17 protein-coding genes are annotated in these 16,854 nt (G+C 63.5%); 10 read left to right on the top strand and 7 right to left on the bottom strand.

The window, feature by feature from the left end:
• Positions 1–19 precede the first annotated feature (19 nt).
• From ACTORR_RS12465 to ACTORR_RS12475, 3 genes are read left to right on the top strand one after another with little or no spacing between them, the layout of a single operon-like run.
• A complete protein-coding gene (locus ACTORR_RS12465) occupies positions 20–1,834 on the top strand; it encodes a sensor histidine kinase (protein ID WP_054885897.1) in 1,815 nt (604 codons plus the stop codon).
• On the top strand, positions 1,831–3,240 hold the full coding sequence (locus ACTORR_RS12470; protein ID WP_054885898.1) for a sigma-54-dependent transcriptional regulator: 1,410 nt from the start codon (positions 1,831–1,833) through the stop codon (positions 3,238–3,240). Before ACTORR_RS12465 ends, ACTORR_RS12470 begins: the two co-directional genes overlap by 4 nt.
• The gene (locus ACTORR_RS12475) at positions 3,237–3,692 is read left to right on the top strand and encodes a thioesterase domain-containing protein (protein WP_054885899.1); all 456 of its coding nucleotides are present in this window, start codon (positions 3,237–3,239) and stop codon (positions 3,690–3,692) included. The genes ACTORR_RS12470 and ACTORR_RS12475 overlap by 4 nt, the downstream gene beginning before the upstream one ends.
• A 181-nt stretch (positions 3,693–3,873) precedes the next feature.
• Here the strand turns inward: ACTORR_RS12475 and cysQ are convergent, their stop codons facing one another.
• A complete protein-coding gene (cysQ, locus tag ACTORR_RS12480; protein ID WP_313365880.1) occupies positions 3,874–4,692 on the bottom strand; it encodes a 3'(2'),5'-bisphosphate nucleotidase CysQ in 819 nt (272 codons plus the stop codon).
• Positions 4,689–5,255, bottom strand: a complete 567-nt coding sequence (gene nudE / locus ACTORR_RS12485) for an ADP compounds hydrolase NudE (RefSeq protein WP_015268611.1) — start codon at positions 5,253–5,255, stop codon at positions 4,689–4,691. The genes cysQ and nudE overlap by 4 nt, the downstream gene beginning before the upstream one ends.
• Positions 5,256–5,319: 64 nt before the next feature.
• Here nudE and yrfG point away from each other — a divergent pair, with 64 nt between their 5' ends.
• The gene (yrfG, locus tag ACTORR_RS12490) at positions 5,320–5,982 is read left to right on the top strand and encodes a GMP/IMP nucleotidase (RefSeq protein ID WP_254482029.1); all 663 of its coding nucleotides are present in this window, start codon (positions 5,320–5,322) and stop codon (positions 5,980–5,982) included.
• Positions 5,983–6,113: 131 nt separating this feature from the next.
• Here yrfG and lysM read toward each other — a convergent pair whose 3' ends face one another.
• Positions 6,114–6,551 carry a peptidoglycan-binding protein LysM gene (gene lysM, locus ACTORR_RS12495; RefSeq protein ID WP_313364423.1) on the bottom strand — a complete coding sequence of 146 codons (438 nt, stop codon included), beginning with the start codon at positions 6,549–6,551 and terminating at the stop codon, positions 6,114–6,116.
• A gap of 177 nt (positions 6,552–6,728) precedes the next feature.
• Between lysM and fdhD the strand changes: the two genes are divergently transcribed.
• From fdhD to ACTORR_RS12510, 3 genes are all read left to right on the top strand, one after another.
• Positions 6,729–7,559, top strand: a complete 831-nt coding sequence (fdhD, locus tag ACTORR_RS12500; protein ID WP_054885903.1) for a formate dehydrogenase accessory sulfurtransferase FdhD — start codon at positions 6,729–6,731, stop codon at positions 7,557–7,559.
• Between the two features lie 5 nt (positions 7,560–7,564).
• The gene (locus ACTORR_RS12505; protein WP_054885904.1) at positions 7,565–9,910 is read left to right on the top strand and encodes an FdhF/YdeP family oxidoreductase; all 2,346 of its coding nucleotides are present in this window, start codon (positions 7,565–7,567) and stop codon (positions 9,908–9,910) included.
• Between the two features lie 213 nt (positions 9,911–10,123).
• A complete protein-coding gene (locus ACTORR_RS12510; RefSeq protein ID WP_054885905.1) occupies positions 10,124–10,603 on the top strand; it encodes a glycine zipper domain-containing protein in 480 nt (159 codons plus the stop codon).
• Between the two features lie 56 nt (positions 10,604–10,659).
• Here ACTORR_RS12510 and ACTORR_RS12515 read toward each other — a convergent pair whose 3' ends face one another.
• The 3 genes from ACTORR_RS12515 to hslO all read right to left on the bottom strand — a co-directional run bounded on the left by ACTORR_RS12515 (position 10,660) and on the right by hslO (position 13,989).
• The gene (locus ACTORR_RS12515; protein ID WP_313364422.1) at positions 10,660–11,100 is read right to left on the bottom strand and encodes an acyl-CoA thioesterase; all 441 of its coding nucleotides are present in this window, start codon (positions 11,098–11,100) and stop codon (positions 10,660–10,662) included.
• A 268-nt stretch (positions 11,101–11,368) separates the two neighbouring features.
• Complete coding sequence (locus ACTORR_RS12520) at positions 11,369–12,910, bottom strand: phosphoenolpyruvate carboxykinase (RefSeq protein WP_054885907.1); 1,542 nt, start codon at positions 12,908–12,910, stop codon at positions 11,369–11,371.
• A 179-nt stretch (positions 12,911–13,089) separates the two neighbouring features.
• A complete protein-coding gene (hslO, locus tag ACTORR_RS12525) occupies positions 13,090–13,989 on the bottom strand; it encodes an Hsp33 family molecular chaperone HslO (protein ID WP_054885908.1) in 900 nt (299 codons plus the stop codon).
• A 120-nt stretch (positions 13,990–14,109) separates the two neighbouring features.
• Between hslO and ACTORR_RS12530 the strand changes: the two genes are divergently transcribed.
• Positions 14,110–14,904 carry a phosphatase PAP2 family protein gene (locus ACTORR_RS12530; protein WP_313364421.1) on the top strand — a complete coding sequence of 265 codons (795 nt, stop codon included), beginning with the start codon at positions 14,110–14,112 and terminating at the stop codon, positions 14,902–14,904.
• A 27-nt stretch (positions 14,905–14,931) separates the two neighbouring features.
• On the opposite strand, the gene ACTORR_RS12535 is transcribed toward ACTORR_RS12530, so the two are convergent.
• Positions 14,932–15,333: an RNA-binding S4 domain-containing protein gene (locus tag ACTORR_RS12535; protein ID WP_054885910.1), complete on the bottom strand. Its 402-nt coding sequence runs from the start codon at positions 15,331–15,333 to the stop codon at positions 14,932–14,934.
• 109 nt (positions 15,334–15,442) lie between these two features.
• Between ACTORR_RS12535 and rimB the strand changes: the two genes are divergently transcribed.
• Both rimB and rimK read left to right on the top strand, forming a co-directional pair.
• On the top strand, positions 15,443–15,925 hold the full coding sequence (gene rimB, locus ACTORR_RS12540) for a retropepsin-like aspartic endopeptidase RimB (RefSeq protein WP_054885911.1): 483 nt from the start codon (positions 15,443–15,445) through the stop codon (positions 15,923–15,925).
• On the top strand, positions 15,922–16,827 hold the full coding sequence (gene rimK / locus ACTORR_RS12545) for a 30S ribosomal protein S6--L-glutamate ligase (protein ID WP_013970455.1): 906 nt from the start codon (positions 15,922–15,924) through the stop codon (positions 16,825–16,827). The genes rimB and rimK overlap by 4 nt, the downstream gene beginning before the upstream one ends.
• Positions 16,828–16,854 lie beyond the last annotated feature (27 nt).

Consider the following 16,854-nt stretch of genomic DNA (forward strand, 5'->3'; position numbering starts at 1 on the left):
CTTCTGGCGCATTGACCCGATGATTGCAAAACCCACGCCCCCACGCCGACCCCGCTGGCGTAGCCTGGCCCTGCTGGCCCTGTGCCTGGCGCCCCTGTTGTGGCCACTGCACCATCTGGCCGAGCGCTACTACCAGGATGAGCTGGCTTCACAGAACCGCCAGACCCTCGACCTGTACGTCGCCAACCTGCTCGGCACCCTGCACCGCTACGAAACCCTGCCGCAGATCCTCGGCGACCTCCCGGCACTACGCGGCGTGCTGGCCGACCCGTTCCGCCTCGAAGCCGTCACCAATGCCAACCGCCTGCTCAAGGACATCGTCCACCAGACCGGCGCCGAAGTGATGTACCTGATGGACGTCAGTGGCAATACCCTCGCGGCCTCCAATTGGGACAAGCCGGACAGCTTCGTCGGCCGTAACTTCTCTTTCCGTCCGTACTTCATCGAAGCCATGGCCGGCCATTTGGGGCGCTTTTTCGGCCAAGGCACCACCTCGGCCAAACGCGGCTACTTCTTCGCTGCCGCCGTGCGCGACCGCGAGCGTATCGTGGGTGTGCTGGTGGTCAAGGTCGACCTGGACCACACCGAAACCCTCTGGGGCCGTACCCCCGAACAGCTGTTGCTGACCGACCACAACGGCGTGGTGATCCTCACCTCACGCCCCGAATGGCGTTTTCGCGCCACCCGTGAGCTGACCGACGCCGAGCGCCAGGCGATCATCGCTATCCAGCCCTACCCGACCCAGGCCCCGCAGCCGCTGGTGCTCAACCATGACGCCTGGCTCACCCAGACCCGCGACATCAAGGAAACCGGCTGGCAGGTGAGCATCCTCGCCCCGCGCCAGTTGGTTGATCGCTCGGTGCAGACAGTGATGGCGATTGGCGCTGGCGCTCTGCTGGTACTGATGCTGTTTACCGGCCTGGTGATGCAGCGGCGGCGCCACTACATCGACCGTATCGACTTTGAAGCCCGTGGCCGCCAAGAGCTGGAGTCACGCGTGGCCGAGCGTACTGCGGCCCTCGAAGGCCTCAATGCCCGGCTCAAAAGCGCGGTGCTGGAGCGCGAAAACGCCCAGCAGGAGCTGGTGCGCGCCCAGGATGAACTGGTCCAGGCCGGCAAGCTGTCGGTACTCGGTACCATGTCGGCGAGCATCAGCCACGAGCTTAACCAACCCCTGGCGGCAATCCGCAGCTACGCCGAAAACGCCGAGATCCTGCTCGACCATCAGCGCACCGAGGACGCCCGCGGCAATCTCAAGCTGATTGGCGAGCTGACCGGGCGCATGGCCTCGATCATCGCCCACCTGCGCGCCTTTGCCCGTCGCGACCGCCACGCCCCGGAAAGCGTGGCCCTGCAACCGGCACTGGATGATGCCTTGGCGCTGCTGGCCAAGCGCCGCCGGGCGATGGCCGTGGAGCTGATCCGCGACCTGCCCGAGGCCACCCTGTGGGTGCAGGCCGGCGAAACCCGCCTGCGCCAGGTGCTAGGCAATCTGCTGGCCAACGCCCTCGATGCCCTGACCGAAAAGGCCAACCCGCGCCGCCTGTGGCTGAGTGCCGAGAAGCACGAGGACTGCGTCTACCTGTACATTCGCGACAACGGCCCAGGCTTCAGCCGCCAGGCCCTCGAGCACGCCAAGGAGCCGTTCTTCACCACCAAGACCCGCACCCAGGGCCTGGGCCTGGGCCTGGCCATCTGCGAAAGCCTGATGCGCACGTTGGGCGGTGAACTGCTGCTGGCCAATCACCCTGAAGGTGGTGCCCTGCTCACCTTGCAACTGCGCGTGGCCGCACCCGGCGCTACCTTGCCCACTTCGGAGGATTCCTCGGCATGACGACCGAGCCTAACATCGACAGCCAGGCCCAGGTGATCCTGGTGGATGACGACCCGCACCTGCGCCAGGCCCTGAGCCAGACCCTCGACCTGGCCGGGCTCAAGGTTGTCACGCTGGCTGACGCCCAAGGCCTGGCCGAGCGCATCGAGCCTGATTGGCCGGGCGTGGTGGTCAGCGATATTCGCATGCCAGGCATCGACGGCCTGCAGTTGCTGGAGCAGCTGCACGGTGGCGACAGCGAACTACCGGTGTTGCTGATTACCGGCCATGGCGATGTGCCGCTGGCGGTTCAGGCCATGCGCGCGGGCGCCTACGACTTTCTGGAAAAACCCTTCGCCAGCGACGCCCTGCTCGACAGCGTGCGCCGCGCCCTGGCCGTGCGCCGCCTGGTGCTGGACAACCGCAGCCTGCGCCTGGCCCTGAGCGACCGCCAGCAACTGGCCACGCGCCTGGTCGGCCATTCACCGTCGATGCAACGCCTGCGTGAACAGATCGGCGCCCTGGCGGGCACCCGTGCCGATGTCCTGATTCTTGGTGAGACCGGTGCCGGCAAAGAGGTGGTCGCCCGCGCCCTGCACGACCTGTCAAGCCGCCGCGAAGGTCCGTTCGTGGCCATCAACGCCGGCGCACTGGCCGAGTCGGTGGTCGAAAGCGAGCTGTTCGGCCACGAGCCGGGCGCCTTCACCGGTGCTCAGAAGCGCCGCATCGGCAAGTTCGAGTTCGCCAATGGCGGCACGCTGTTCCTCGATGAAATCGAGAGCATGAGCCTGGACGTGCAGGTAAAGCTGCTGCGCCTGCTACAGGAGCGAGTGGTCGAGAGGCTCGGTGGCAACCAACTCATCCCGCTGGACATCCGTATCATCGCGGCCACCAAGGAGGACCTGCGCACCTCCGCCGACCAGGGCCGCTTCCGCGCCGACCTCTACTATCGCCTCAACGTGGCGCCACTGCGCATCCCCCCGTTGCGCGAGCGTGGGGACGACATCCTGGTGCTGTTCCAGCACTTCGCCGATGCCGCCAGCCAGCGGCATGGCCTGCCGCCCCACAGCCTGCAACCGGCCCAGCGGGCCATGCTGCTGCGCCATGACTGGCCAGGCAACGTGCGCGAACTGCAGAACGCCGCCGAACGCTTTGCCCTGGGCCTGGAGCTGGCCCTGGATGGCCAGGCACCTGCTGCTGCCCCGACGGCGGCGCCAATCCTGCTGGGCAACCTCAGCGAACAGGTCGAGCAGTTCGAACGCTCGCTGATCGCCGCCGAACTGGCCCAACCCCACAGCTCCATGCGCAGCCTCGCCGAAGCCCTCGGCATTCCGCGCAAGACCCTGCACGACAAGCTACGCAAGCACGGCCTGCATTTCGAAGGCGGTAGCAGCGGCAGCGACGACCACGAGGAAAACCGTTCATGAGTGCCGATAGCCAATACCTGCAGTCCGTGCTGCACGGCGACATTCCCCTGACCCGGGAGATGGGCCTGGAAGTCATCGATTGGCAAGCCCAGACCCTGCGCCTGCAACTGCCGCTGGCCGCCAACGTGAACCACAAGAGCACCATGTTCGGCGGCAGCCTGTACTGCGCCGCGGTGCTGGTGGGTTGGGGCTGGCTGCACATGCGTCTGCGCGAACTGGGCATCGATGACGGGCATATCGTCATCCAGGAGGGCCAGATCAGCTATCCGTTGCCAGTGACCGGTACGGCGCAGGCGCGTTGCGCGGCACCAGACGAAAAGACCTGGGAGCGGTTCCTGACGATGTACCAGCGCCGTGGCCGGGCGCGGCTGACGCTGGCGACCACGGTCAGCAACGCTGGCAGCGACGAGCCCGCCGTCACCTTCAGCGGCCAGTACGTCCTGCACCGCTGACAAGGCTGGCGCGATACCAGTGGGAGATCACCCAGCCCTTCAGGCTGCGCTGTCGCGCAGAGAACTGAGTTCGCAAGCGGTCCGCATACCCTGTGGGAGCGGCTTTAGCCGCGAAGAATCCAACGCGGTGCATGGCACCGGCTACGCCGGTGTTCGCGGGTGAACCCCACACAATGGAGCGTCAGATCAGGCTCAGGAACGCCTGGCGCCAGCTAGCGTTGGCAGGCAGCGCCAGGAAGAACGGATTGAGCAGGGACTCACGCGCCGGGTAGCGGAATGGCTGGCCATCGACCTCGATCACCTCGCCCCCGGCGCCTTCCAGCACACCCTGCGCCGCCGCCGTGTCCCATTGCGAGGTCGGCGCCAGGCGTGGGTAGCAATCAGCGCTGCCTTCAGCCAGCAGGCAGAATTTCAGCGAACTGCCGATATTCGCCAGTTCCAGTTCACCCACAGCAGCACTCAGGCCAGCCAGCAGCGCTTCCTGCTGCGGGCTGGAATGACGACGGCTGGCCACCACGGTGAAGCGGCCACCGGCAGGCGGCGCATTGCGCACTTGAACCGGCTGCGCCTGGGCAGCCCCTTCGCAGCGCCAGGCACCGAAGCTGCGGCCACCGAAATAGCAGCGACCGTTGGTCGGCATGGCCACCACGCCAAACACCACCTCGCCGTTCTCGACCAGCGCGATGTTGACGGTGAATTCCTCACTGCCGGCGATGAACTCCTTGGTGCCGTCGAGCGGATCGACCAGCCACCAGCGGCTCCAGCACTGGCGCTCGGCCAGCGGGATATTGCAGTCCTCTTCGGACAGCACCGGAATCTGCGGCGCCAGCGCCAGCAAGCCATCGGCGATGACCCGATGCGCAGCGAGGTCGGCAGCCGTCACCGGCGAGTCGTCGGCCTTGTTGGTCACTGCCACGTCGGCGCGCCAGAACGGCAGGATGGCCTCGCCGGCCTGCTGGGCGAGCTTGACCACTTCGTGCATCAGTTGCAGGTCGTTCATGCTTCGAGCAGCCCCCGCTGGATCAGCAGGTCACGGGCCAGGTACAGCGCTGCCAACGCCCGTCCTTCGGTGAACTGCGGGTGCATGGCCAGGGCCGAGAGTTCGCGCAGGTTGACCTTGTCGACCCGCATCGGCTCCGGCTCGTCGCCCTCCAGGCGCTCCTCGTAGAGGTCGCTGGCCAGCACCACCTGGATCTTCTGGCTCATGTAGCCTGGGGACAGCGACAGCTCGGTCAGATGCTCCAGCTGGCGAGCGCCAAAGCCGGCTTCTTCCTTGAGCTCACGGTCAGCCGCGGCCAGCACGTCCTCACCCGGCTCGATCAGGCCTTTGGGCAGCGACAGCTCATATTCGTCGGTGCCGCCGCAGTATTCCTCCACCAGCACCGCGTGCTCGGCATCGAGCATGGCGACGATCATCACCGCGCCATAGCCGTTGCCTCGGCCAACCAGGCGCTCATAGGTACGCTCGTTGCCATTGCTGAAGCGCAGCTGCACGGCCTCGACCCTGAACAGGCGACTGCTGGCGACGATCTCGCGACTGAGGACGGTGGGTTTCTGGCGCATGGGGCAGCTCCTTGGCGTGAACGCGTTACTATACCGTGGCTTGCCGACTGATCGAGAGTTTCCCATGCCTGTTCTTCCCTGGTCTGCCATCGATACCGTCCTGCTGGACATGGACGGCACCCTGCTCGACCTGCACTACGACAACCGCTTCTGGCTCGACCACCTGCCCCAGCGCTACGCCGAGCTGCACGGGGTCAGCCGGGCCATGGCGGAAATGGAGCTGCAACCGCTGTTCGAACGCAATGCCGGCACGCTCAACTGGTACTGCCTGGACTTCTGGAGCCGCGAGCTGAAATTGCCGATTCGCGAGCTCAAACGCGAAATCGCCGACCTGATCGCCCTGCGGCCCGATGCCGATACCTTCCTGGCTGCTATCCGCAAGGCCGGCAAGCGCGTGGTGATGATCACCAATGCCCACCGCGATTCACTGTCGCTGAAGCTCGAGCGGGTGGAGTTGGCGCCGTACTTCGAGCGGCTGATCAGTTCGCACGATTACGGCTATCCGAAGGAAAACCCGCAGTTCTGGGACGCCTTGAAGGCGGATATCGGCTTTGATCCGCAGCGCAGCCTGTTCATCGATGACACCTTGGCCATCCTGCGCAGTGCGCGGCGGTTTGGCGTGGGGCACCTGTTGGCGGTGCGCCAGCCGGACAGCAAGGCGCAGCCGCGCGATACCGAGGAATTCGCGGCGGTCGAAGATTACCGGGATTTGCTGGTTGGCCTGTAAGGGCCTCTTCGCGGGCACGCCCGCTCCCACAGGACCAGTGAAAATCCTGTGGGAGCAACTGTCTTGCCCACATGTTAAAAGCTGGCGCCATTCCTGTGGGAGCGGGCGTGCCCGCGAAACTGCCACACAGATCAGTCAGGAATGCGCAGCACCTGCCCTGGGTAGATCTTGTCCGGGTGCTTGAGCATCGGCTTGTTGGCCTCGAAAATCTTGATGTAATCGGCCTTGCCATACGCCACCACTGCAATCGCTGACAGCGTGTCACCCTTTTTCACGGTGACGAACCTTGCCGCCGCCACGACCGGCCCGGTCACGGTGATCTGATCATCGACGCTGGCCACCCCGGCGATATTGCCGGCAGCAAGAATGATCTTCTCTTTCTCCTCCTGGCTGGCCACCTCGCCCTTGAGAATGACCTTGTCACCCTCTACAGTGGCCGAGATGTTCGGGTTGCCCAGGCCGACACTTTCCACGTGTTTCTTCAGCTGTTGCTCGGCATTGGCATTGCCGGGAGTCAGCAGGTCGATCAACTTCTCGCCGGCTTCCTTCACGAAACTGAACAGGCTCATGACGCGCTCCTTGTTGACGTAAACCTCGGAGCCAGGAGTCTAGGCCAGGATTGCCCTGCCCGCCCCACTGCGACCAATCGACGCCGTCTATCAAGGCATAGACCCTAGCGATTAGACGCGCTCGACACAGCGGCCTAGGCTGGTGCTATCAAACAGCCGCCAACAGTCAGTTTCCCGATGCAAAGCAAACCTCCGGTCTGCGCAGCCTCCATGCCTCTGGCCCTGCCCGCCGCCAGCAACACCTACGACTACGTCCAGCTCAGCGACGGCGAACGCGCCTGCACGCCACTGGCCGAAGAAGTCGCCCTGGCCATTGCCTACAACGGCCTGAACCAGGCGGTCATGCTGGTCAGTCCCACCGACCTGGAAGACTTTGCGGTCGGTTTCAGCGTTGGCAGCGGCATCGTCGAAGGCACTGCAGAAATCTATGACCTGAAGCTTTCCGGCAGCGGCTCGGCGATGTATGCCGACCTGGAGATTTCCAGCCGTGCGTTCTGGAACCTGAAGAACCAGCGCCGCCAGCTGGCCGGTACCAGCGGCTGCGGCCTGTGCGGGGTGGAAGCCCTGGAACAGGCGCTGCCAGAGCTGACCGCTCTGCCTGGCGCGCCGTTGCCGCCGGCGCAATGGCTGGCAGGCCTGCGCGAGCGGATCGATGGGTTCACGCCGCTGGGCCAGCACTGCGGTGCCGTGCACGCTGCGCTGTTCATGAACGCCCAGGGCGAACTGCTGATGGGCCGCGAAGACATTGGCCGGCACAACGCCCTCGACAAGCTGATCGGCGCCCTGCTGCGCCAAGGCATCAGCACTGCCGGCGGCCTGGCCATCGTCACCAGCCGCTGCAGCCTGGAGCTGATCCAGAAAGTGCTGCGCGCCGGCATCCAGACCCTGGTCAGCCTCTCGGCGCCCACTGGCCTGGCCCTGCAATGGGCGCGCAAGCACAACCTCAACCTTATTCATCTGCCCAAACACAGTGCACCGCGGGTCTACAGCCCTGCGGCGGAGTCGTAACAGTCGTGACCTCGTACCAGCAACTCCCTGATAACGCCCCTGCCTCCACCCCTCGTTACCAGCCCTACCACGGCCCCGCCGGTGGTTGGGGCGCGCTGCGCAGCGTAGCCAAGGCCTGGGTCGGCAGCGACAACGCGCTGAAGAACATTCGCGCCCTGCTCAAGACCAACCAGAACGGCGGCTTCGACTGCCCCGGCTGCGCGTGGGGCGACTCGCCCGAGAGCGGCATGGTCAAGTTCTGCGAGAACGGTGCCAAGGCGGTCAACTGGGAAGCGACCAAACGCCGTGTCGACGCGGCGTTTTTCGCTCGCTACAGCGTCAGCGCATTGCTCCAGCAAAGTGACTATTGGCTTGAGTACCAGGGCCGCCTGACCGAGCCAATGGTCTACGACGCACAAACCGATCGCTACCAGCCGATCAGCTGGGATGCCGCCTACGCCCTGATCGCCCGGGAACTGAACAAGCTGGCCACGCCCGACCAGGCCGAGTTCTACACCTCCGGCCGGGCCAGCAACGAAGCGGCTTATCTGTATCAGCTGTTCGTGCGGGCCTATGGCACCAACAACTTCCCCGATTGCTCGAACATGTGCCACGAGGCCAGCGGCGTGGCCCTGAGCCAGAGCGTCGGGGTCGGCAAGGGCACAGTCACCTACGACGATTTCGAGCACGCCGATGCGATCTTCGTCTGGGGCCAGAACCCGGGCACCAACCACCCACGCATGCTCGACCCACTGCGCGATGCGGTGAAACGTGGTGCCCAGGTGGTCTGCGTCAACCCGCTCAAGGAGCGTGGGCTGGAGCGCTTCCAGCACCCGCAGAACCCGCTGGAGATGCTGACCAACAGCGACCGGCCGACCAACACCGCTTTCTTCCGCCCGGCACTGGGCGGTGACATGGCCTTGCTGCGCGGCATGGCCAAGTTTGTCTTGCAGTGGGAGCGCGAAGCCCAGGCCAACGGCGAGCCCGCCATCTTCGACCATGTGTTCATCGCCGAACACGGCCATGGCGTGGACGAATACCTGGCAGCGGTGGACGCCACCTCCTGGGAGCACATCCAGGCACAATCCGGCCTGACGCTGACCGACATCGAGCTGGCTGCACGCATGTATTGCCGTGGCAAGCGCGTGATCATGTGCTGGGCGATGGGTATCACCCAGCACCGCCACTCGGTGCCGACCATCCAGGAAATCGTCAACCTGCAGATGCTGCGCGGCAACATCGGCGTGCCGGGTGCCGGCCTGTGCCCGGTACGTGGGCACAGCAACGTGCAAGGCGATCGCACCATGGGCATCAACGAGCGGCCGCCAGTGGCGCTGCTCGATGCCATCGAAAAACGCTTCAACTTCCCGGTGCCGCGACATCACGGCCACAACACCGTGGAGGCGATCCACGCCATGCTCGATGGCCGTTCGAAAGTGTTCATCGGCCTTGGCGGCAACTTCGCCCAGGCCACCCCAGACACCGAGCGTACCGCCAAGGCACTGCGCAACTGCGAACTCACCGTGCAGATCAGCACCAAGCTCAACCGCAGCCACCTGATCCACGGCAAGCAAGCACTGATCCTGCCGTGCCTGGGCCGCACTGACATCGACCTGCAGGCCGACGGGCCTCAGGCTGTCACCGTGGAAGACTCGTTCAGCATGGTTCACGCCTCGAATGGCCAGCTCAAGCCGCTTTCACACCAGATGCGCTCGGAGCCTGCCGTGGTCGCCGGTATCGCGGCCGCCACCCTTGGCAAACACCCGGTGGACTGGCACTGGCTGGTGGCCGACTACGCGCGCATTCGCGACCTCATTGGCGACACCATTGCCGGATTTGCCGGTTTCAATCAGCGCCTTGCCCACCCGGGCGGCTTTTACCTCGGCAACAGCGCCGGCAGCCGTCAGTGGAAGACCAGCACTGGCCGCGCCAACTTCAAGGCCAACCTGCTGCCCGACACCCTGATCGACGAGCGCGTTCGTGCCAGCGGTCAGGTGCCGGACCTGATCATGCAATCGATGCGTTCCCACGATCAGTACAACACCACCATCTACGGCCTGGACGACCGCTACCGAGGCGTGCGCGGCCAGCGCGAGGTACTTTTTGCCAACGAGGCCGACATCATCCGCCTGGGCTTCCAGCCTGGGCAGAAGGTCGACATTGTCTCGTTGTGGGGTGATGAACATGTGCGCCGTGTGCACGGCTTCACATTGCTGGCCTTCGACATCCCGGCCGGGCAGGCGGCGGCGTACTATCCGGAGGTGAACCCGCTGATTCCGCTGGAGAGCATCGGCGACGGCAGCCATACGCCGACCTCCAAATTCGTTGCCATCAAACTGGAACGCGCGCGGGACGACGGCCGTATCCTGTAACGCAAGCGCCTCGGCAAAAACCAAAAAAGCCCTGAACCGCGAGGTCCAGGGCTTTGTCACAAATACCTCTGACAAGCGAAAAACGATAAAGTTTCACAGCAAATACAGTAACTTAGAGAATTGTGTACAACTCGTGTTACTCGTCGGATTTTCGTTGCCAGCCGCTCGCCTTAGCCTCAAATTCGCCATCGTCATCCCTATGAGGCTTTCTCGATGAAGAAGTACTCCTCGATTCTGTTGTTGTCTTTCAGCTTGCTCAGCGGCGTTGCCATGGCAGGCGGCAATACCGAGGCTGGAATTGGCGGCGCATTGGGTGGGGTACTCGGCTCCGTAGTGGGCAACTCCATCGGTGGTAGCACGGGCGGTGCAATTGGTGCCGGCCTGGGCGGTGCGGCCGGCGGTGCCCTTGGTGCCGACAAGCGCCAGCGTGGCGAGGCCGCCATCGGCGGCGCCCTGGGCGCTGCAGGCGGTAACGTGGTAGGTCGCTCGATGGGCGGCACCACCGGTAGTTACATCGGTGCGGCCGCGGGCGGCGGTGCTGGTGGTGCGCTGGGTAACTACATGGGCAACAAGGCCGATGAAGACGAGCGCCATGACGAGCGTCGCTACCGTCGTGACTACGACGACCGTCGTCATTACGACCGTGGCCACCACTACGGCCACCGCAAGCACAAGCGCCACTGGCGCGACTGATACCTGAGGCTCAGCCTGCGGGTAAAAAGAGCCCTGCCCTCACCGGCAGGGCTTTTTCATGCCTGCGAGCCGAGTTGCAGGCCGGCCAGTATCACCTGCAGCGGCTCGGGCAGCGCCACCGGACGGCCGCTGGCACGCTCGATAAATACCTGCACCACCGTCCCCGCCGCGCACGCATCGGTCTCCCCAGGGCGATAGAGCGCCAGGCGGTACTCCACGGTACTGCCCACCAGCCGCGTCACCCCCAGCCCCACCTCCAGCACATCCGGGAAGCCCGGCAAGGCGAAGAAGTCTGCCGCTGAACTCACCACGAAGGCCGCCAACTCGCCATCGCGCAGGTCCAGGTTGGCCTGTTCGACAAGGAAGGCCTGGATGGAGGTTTCGAAGAAGCCATGCACAGTGGCGCCGGCGATGTGGCCGTTGACATCGTTGTCCTGGGGGCGGGTGAGGACTGGGTGGAAGTGGGAGAAGGCCGTGCGGTTGGGGGATTCGGTCATCAGGCTGGCTCGTATCTGCGCAATGGATCCTGACAGTGAAACAGAAATTCGAGACCTTTGGGTGCCCGCGATCCCAGCTAGGAGCGGCCTTGTGTCGCGAAAGGGCTGCGAAGCAGCCCCAGCAATTCCAGCAGTTTCAGTAGATTCAGCAGCGCCGCTGCTAGCCAAGGGGGCCGCTTTGCGGCCCTTTCGCGACACAAGGCCGCTCCTACAAAAAACAAAAAAGCCGCCCCGGAGGGCGGCTTTCTCGTTACGACTGGGGTTCAGCTTACAGCTTTGGACCAGCAGCCTTGATTGCATCGGAAACTTCGAATTTCTTGAAGTTCTCGATGAACAGTTTGGCCAGGCCTTTGGCGGCCTCGTCGTAGGCAGCTTTGTCAGCCCAGGTGTTGCGTGGGTTGAGCAGCTCGGTTTCCACACCCGGCACGGCCTTTGGCACGTCCAGGTTGATGATGTCCAGGTGCTCGGTTTCGGCGCCGACCAGAGCACCGCTCTGGATAGCGGCGATCACGCCACGGGTGGTCGGGATGCTGAAGCGCTTGCCAACGCCGTAGCCACCACCGGTCCAGCCGGTGTTGACCAGGTAGACCTTGGAGCCGAAAGCGTTGATACGCTTGATCAGCAGCTCGGCGTATTCACCCGCCGGGCGCGGGAAGAACGGCGCGCCGAAGCAGGTGGAGAAGGTCGACTTGATGCCGCCGCCCGAACCCATTTCGGTCGAACCGACCAGCGCGGTGTAGCCGGACAGGAAGTGGTAGGCCGCCTGCTCGTTGTTCAGGATCGAAACCGGAGGCAGAACACCGGTCAGGTCGCAGGTCAGGAAGATGACTGCGTTCGGCTCGCCACCCAGGTTGGCTTCGGCGCGCTTGGCGACGTGCTCCAGCGGGTAGGCAGCGCGGCTGTTCTGGGTCAGGCTGACGTCAGCGTAGTCGGCGTGCTTGTTGGCGTCGAGAACGACGTTTTCCAGCACGGCGCCATGCTTGATGGCTTTCCAGATGACCGGCTCGTTCTTCTCGGACAGGTCGATGCACTTGGCGTAGCAGCCGCCTTCCATGTTGAAGACAACGCCTTCGCCCCAACCGTGCTCGTCGTCACCGATCAGGTAACGGCTTTCGTCGGCCGACAGGGTGGTCTTGCCAGTGCCGGACAGGCCGAAGAACAGGGTGACATCACCTTCCTCGCCAATGTTGGCAGCGCAGTGCATCGGCAGCACGTCAGCGGCCGGCAGCAGGAAGTTCTGCACCGAGAACATGGCTTTCTTCATTTCGCCGGCGTAGCGCATGCCAGCGATCAGCACTTTCTTCTGGGCGAAGTTGATGATCACGCAACCGTCGGAGTTGGTACCGTCACGCTCAGGTTCGCAAACGAAGTTGGCGACGTTGAGGATCTGCCACTGGTCGCGACCAGCCGGGTTGAACTGCTCCGGGTTGATGAACAGGCAACGACCGAACAGGTTCTGCCAGGCAGTCTGGGTGGTCATTTTCACCGGCAGGTAGTGCTCGGCAGCAGCGCCTACGTGGACGTAGGAAACGAAGTGATCCTGGGCGTTGTTGAACGCCTCGACGCGGTCCCACAGGGCATCGAACTTGTCGGCCGGGAACTTGCGGTTGATCGGGCCCCAGGCGATGGCGGCCTGGGTGGAAGGTTCTTCGACGATGAAACGGTCAGCCGGCGAGCGACCAGTACGGTGGCCAGTTTCGACTACCAGTGCGCCAGTATCGGCCAGCACGCCTTCACCGCGGGACAGCGCTTCTTTAACCAGCTCATCGACGCTCAGGTCGGTGTACACGGTGTTGTTGGCTTGCGTCATGAGATACCCCATCCGGCCCGAGGCCGAGTGCTCCAAACGTTTTGTAGTTGTCTCGAAAAAACTACTACAGCGAAAAAAGTGGCCGGATTATGCCAGAAACGCCCAAAAAAAGTAGGCCCCTCCTGTCAGAACCGCTCTTTTGCGCAATTCGACAGGAGATTTCCCTGAAATTAAACGTTTCAGTGGCGAGTTTCTGACGCCGCTTCCGTGCCGCCACCGGCAAACAGTTGCGCAACATCGCTGGCATCGAAGAAATAGCGCTCGTTACAGAACTGGCAATCGATCTCTACCGTTCCGCCGCACTCCTCGACCAGCGCCTTGGCATCCTGTTCGCCCAAACTGACCAGCGCATTGCCGGAACGTTCGCGCGAGCAACTGCACTTGAAGCGCAGCGGCTGGATGTCGAACAGGCGTACCGCGTCCTCGTGGTAAAGACGGTGCAGCAGGGTTTCGTTGTCTTCCGACCATTCCTCGGGCTTGAGCGTCTTGGCCAGGGCAATTACATGCTGCCAGCTGTCTTCACGTTCCTCATCGTCCGGCTGGCGATCGCGTGGCAGCTGCTGCAGCAGCAGGCCACGGGCCTTGCCGCCTTCGGCATTGAGCCAGAAGCGGGTGTTGAGCTGCTGCGACTGCACGAAGTAGTTGGTGAAGCATTCCGACAGGTTGGCACCGTCCAGGTCGACGGTGCCCTGGTAGCGCTGGCCTTTGATCGGGTCGATGGTCAGGGTCAGGTGGCCACCGGGCATCAACTGCTCCAGGGTAGCGTCGGCCGGAATCTGCTCCGCTTCGTAGCGGGCCATGCCACGGATGTCGCGCTCGCCCGAGCATTCGACCATCAGCAGCGGAATCGGCCCTTCGGAGCGCGCCTGCAGGATGAGCAGGCCGTCGAACTTCAGCGCGCCCACCAGCAAGGCGGTGGCGGCCATCAGTTCGCCAAGCAGTGCCTGCACCGGCTGTGGGTAATCATGACGCGCCAGCACCGCGGCGTAGCTGTCATCGAGAGACACCCACTCGCCGCGCACATCGCGCTCGTCGAAGATGAAACGTTGGGTGAAATCGGTATCAGGCAAATCGCTCATAGGTTTTGGCTATCTGAAAAATGATGACAAAATGGTTACACGGGATTTCGAACTACTGCGCAATCCCGTGGTAGAACGCTCACAAGGCGCTCTGATTCCCGTTGGCAATAGAGGTATTTTATGGACAATCGACCACTGTTCCAAGCAAGGTGGTCCTGGGGGCCATTGGCAGCCTGTACGCTGCTTCCCATCGCTCTACTGTGTTTCTGGTTATGGCCTATTGGCCAGATCCTGTGCCTGACTTTCGACGAGTGGCTGTTCCACAGCCTGAACGCACCACTGGCCGACCACACGGCCTGGCGCTACATCTGGACCGTCGGCAGCCTGCGCCCCTTCGACATCGTCGTCGGCCTGATCCTTCTGGCCGTGCTGATCCGCGGCAACTGGGTGTTCAAGGCCAGCCAGGTTCGCGAAGCCTTCTTGGGCTTTATGGTCACGCTGCTCCTATTAGTGGTGATTCGCGCGCTGTTTTCCAAGTGGGTGGATGCAATGGGTTGGCAACACGACAGCCCATCGATGGTGTTCGACAACGTGGTACAACTCAGCAGCTACTACCCGAACCTGGAAAAAGCCTGGGAGCTGAAAGACCGTTCAAGCAACAGCTTCCCAGGCGATCATGCCTCGGTGCTGCTGATCTGGGCCTTGTTCATGAGCCTGTTCAGCCGCCGGCTCGTGCAGCATCTGGTGGTCTGGGGCCTGGCGTTCCTGTTCATGATGCCGCGGCTGGTGGCCGGAGCACATTGGGGACAGGACGACTACATCGGTGGCCTGCTGATGGCAGTGCTGGCGCTGGGCTGGAGCTGCCATACGCCGTTGGCAGCCAAGGGCAGTGCCTTGCTGCTGCGCTGGACCGCTCCGCTGTTTGCCCTTGCCAGAAAGTTACCGTTGGTCGGGCGATTGGCAGTAATCCGCTAGACCACTGGGGCTGCCTTGCAGCCCCAGCTATTCAAAGCTCCCGTGTAACTGGTGAATCTGCCGCCGCTGCTTCTTGTTCGGGCGGCCATCCGAAGTAACGCCCATCGCCCCCGCCTTGCGCATTTCGGCCGCCTGCTCGCGGCGGCGCACGCTGTCCTCGGTCTCTTCATACAACGTCTGCGCTTCTGGCGCCCCACGCCGCACCACCGACAACGCCTTGACCACGACCGTGCGCTCGTCGAACCCGGTACGCAGTACGAACTCATCGCCTACCCGCGGCTCCTTGCCCGGTTTGCAGCGCTCACCCCGGCAGTGCACCTTGCCGCTTTCGATGGCCGCCTTGGCCAGTGCACGGGTCTTGTAGAAGCGCGCCGCCCACAGCCACTTGTCCAGGCGGACCTTGTCGTCATCCTCGGCTTTTTGTGCCATCTCGTTTCCTCGAATTCTGTCTTTCATCGAACTGTACTACCGTAACTGACGGATGCAAAAAGTCCCCGCCGTGCTTACAGTTCACCACCTTATCCGCAGGGTGTGCTTCGTGAAGAAATTTGACCATCTGACAGTCATCGGCCTGCGCGAGTGGGTGGCCCTGCCCGACCTTGGCGTGGCAGGCCTGCGCGCCAAGATCGACACCGGTGCCAGCACCTCCAGCCTGCATGCCACCGAGGTCGAACCGTTCGAGCGTGACGGCCAGCGCTGGGTACGCTTCACCGCCCACCTTGGTTCGGTGGTGCAACTGCGCCACCGCCGCTGTGAGGCTCCGCTGGTAACCATGAAGACCATCAAGAGCTCCAACGGCCAGGCACAGACCCGTTACGTGATCCGCACCACGCTGGCACTGGGCGATGCGGTCTGGGAAGTCGAATTCACCCTGGCCTGCCGCAAGAACATGCGCTATCGCCTGCTGCTGGGCTCCAAGGCGCTGATACATGGCCAGCTGGTGGTCAACCCCGGCTTGAAATATGTACAAGACAAACCGGCCTATCCGGCCACCCTCTCCCCTGTCACAGGTGCTGCATGAAGATCGCTGTGCTGTCGCGCAATCCGCGTCTGTATTCCACCCGCCGTCTGGTCGAAGCCGGTACCCAGCGGGGCCATGAAATGGTGGTGATCGACACCCTGCGGGCCTACATGAACATCGCCAGCCACAAGCCGCAGATCCACTACCGCGGCAAACCGCTGGAAGGCTTCGATGCAGTGATCCCGCGCATCGGCGCCTCAGTGACCTTCTACGGCTGCGCGGTGCTGCGCCAGTTCGAGATGATGGGCGTATACCCGCTCAACGAATCGGTGGCCATCGCCCGCTCGCGTGACAAGCTGCGCTCGCTGCAGCTGCTGTCGCGCCGGGGTATCGGCCTGCCGATCACCGGTTTCGCCCACTCGCCGGATGACATCCCCGACCTGATCCAGATGGTCAATGGCGCACCGCTGGTGATCAAGGTGCTGGAAGGCACCCAAGGCATCGGCGTAGTGCTGTGCGAGACCACCAAGGCAGCCGAGTCGGTGATTGAGGCATTCATGGGGCTGAAGCAGAACATCATGGTTCAGGAGTACATCAAGGAGGCCGGTGGTGCGGATATCCGCTGCTTCGTGGTGGGCGACAAGGTGATCGCCTCGATGAAGCGCCAGGCCAAGCCGGGGGAGTTCCGCTCCAACCTGCACCGCGGCGGGGTGGCCAGCCTGATCAAGATCACCCCTGAAGAGCGTATGACCGCCATTCGAGCCGCCAAGGTGATGGGGCTGAGCGTGGCGGGTGTGGATATCCTGCGCTCGAACCATGGGCCACTGGTGATGGAAGTGAACTCGTCGCCTGGGCTGGAAGGGATCGAAGTGACCACCGGCAAGAATGTGGCCGCGATGATCATCGAGCACCTGGAGAAGAATGGCGGGCCGAACCAGACCCGGACCAAAGGTAAAGGCTGACTCAGGCCTGCACCGGCCCCTTCGCGG

The organism is Pseudomonas sp. SAR267, assembly GCF_052077595.1.
Lineage (GTDB): Bacteria > Pseudomonadota > Gammaproteobacteria > Pseudomonadales > Pseudomonadaceae > Aquipseudomonas > Aquipseudomonas vlassakiae.

Excerpts from the sequence above, each read along its gene's own strand:
- ACTORR_RS12465 (WP_054885897.1), top strand. The coding sequence starts at position 20 with ATGATTGCAAAACCCACGCCCCCACGCCGACCCCGCTGGCGTAGCCTG.
- ACTORR_RS12470 (WP_054885898.1), top strand. The coding sequence starts at position 1,831 with ATGACGACCGAGCCTAACATCGACAGCCAGGCCCAGGTGATCCTGGTG.
- ACTORR_RS12475 (WP_054885899.1), top strand. The coding sequence starts at position 3,237 with ATGAGTGCCGATAGCCAATACCTGCAGTCCGTGCTGCACGGCGACATT.
- cysQ (WP_313365880.1), bottom strand. The coding sequence starts at position 4,692 with ATGAACGACCTGCAACTGATGCACGAAGTGGTCAAGCTCGCCCAGCAG.
- nudE (WP_015268611.1), bottom strand. The coding sequence starts at position 5,255 with ATGCGCCAGAAACCCACCGTCCTCAGTCGCGAGATCGTCGCCAGCAGT.
- yrfG (WP_254482029.1), top strand. The coding sequence starts at position 5,320 with ATGCCTGTTCTTCCCTGGTCTGCCATCGATACCGTCCTGCTGGACATG.
- lysM (WP_313364423.1), bottom strand. The coding sequence starts at position 6,551 with ATGAGCCTGTTCAGTTTCGTGAAGGAAGCCGGCGAGAAGTTGATCGAC.
- fdhD (WP_054885903.1), top strand. The coding sequence starts at position 6,729 with ATGCAAAGCAAACCTCCGGTCTGCGCAGCCTCCATGCCTCTGGCCCTG.
- ACTORR_RS12510 (WP_054885905.1), top strand. The coding sequence starts at position 10,124 with ATGAAGAAGTACTCCTCGATTCTGTTGTTGTCTTTCAGCTTGCTCAGC.
- ACTORR_RS12515 (WP_313364422.1), bottom strand. The coding sequence starts at position 11,100 with ATGACCGAATCCCCCAACCGCACGGCCTTCTCCCACTTCCACCCAGTC.
- ACTORR_RS12520 (WP_054885907.1), bottom strand. The coding sequence starts at position 12,910 with ATGACGCAAGCCAACAACACCGTGTACACCGACCTGAGCGTCGATGAG.
- hslO (WP_054885908.1), bottom strand. The coding sequence starts at position 13,989 with ATGAGCGATTTGCCTGATACCGATTTCACCCAACGTTTCATCTTCGAC.
- ACTORR_RS12530 (WP_313364421.1), top strand. The coding sequence starts at position 14,110 with ATGGACAATCGACCACTGTTCCAAGCAAGGTGGTCCTGGGGGCCATTG.
- ACTORR_RS12535 (WP_054885910.1), bottom strand. The coding sequence starts at position 15,333 with ATGGCACAAAAAGCCGAGGATGACGACAAGGTCCGCCTGGACAAGTGG.
- rimK (WP_013970455.1), top strand. The coding sequence starts at position 15,922 with ATGAAGATCGCTGTGCTGTCGCGCAATCCGCGTCTGTATTCCACCCGC.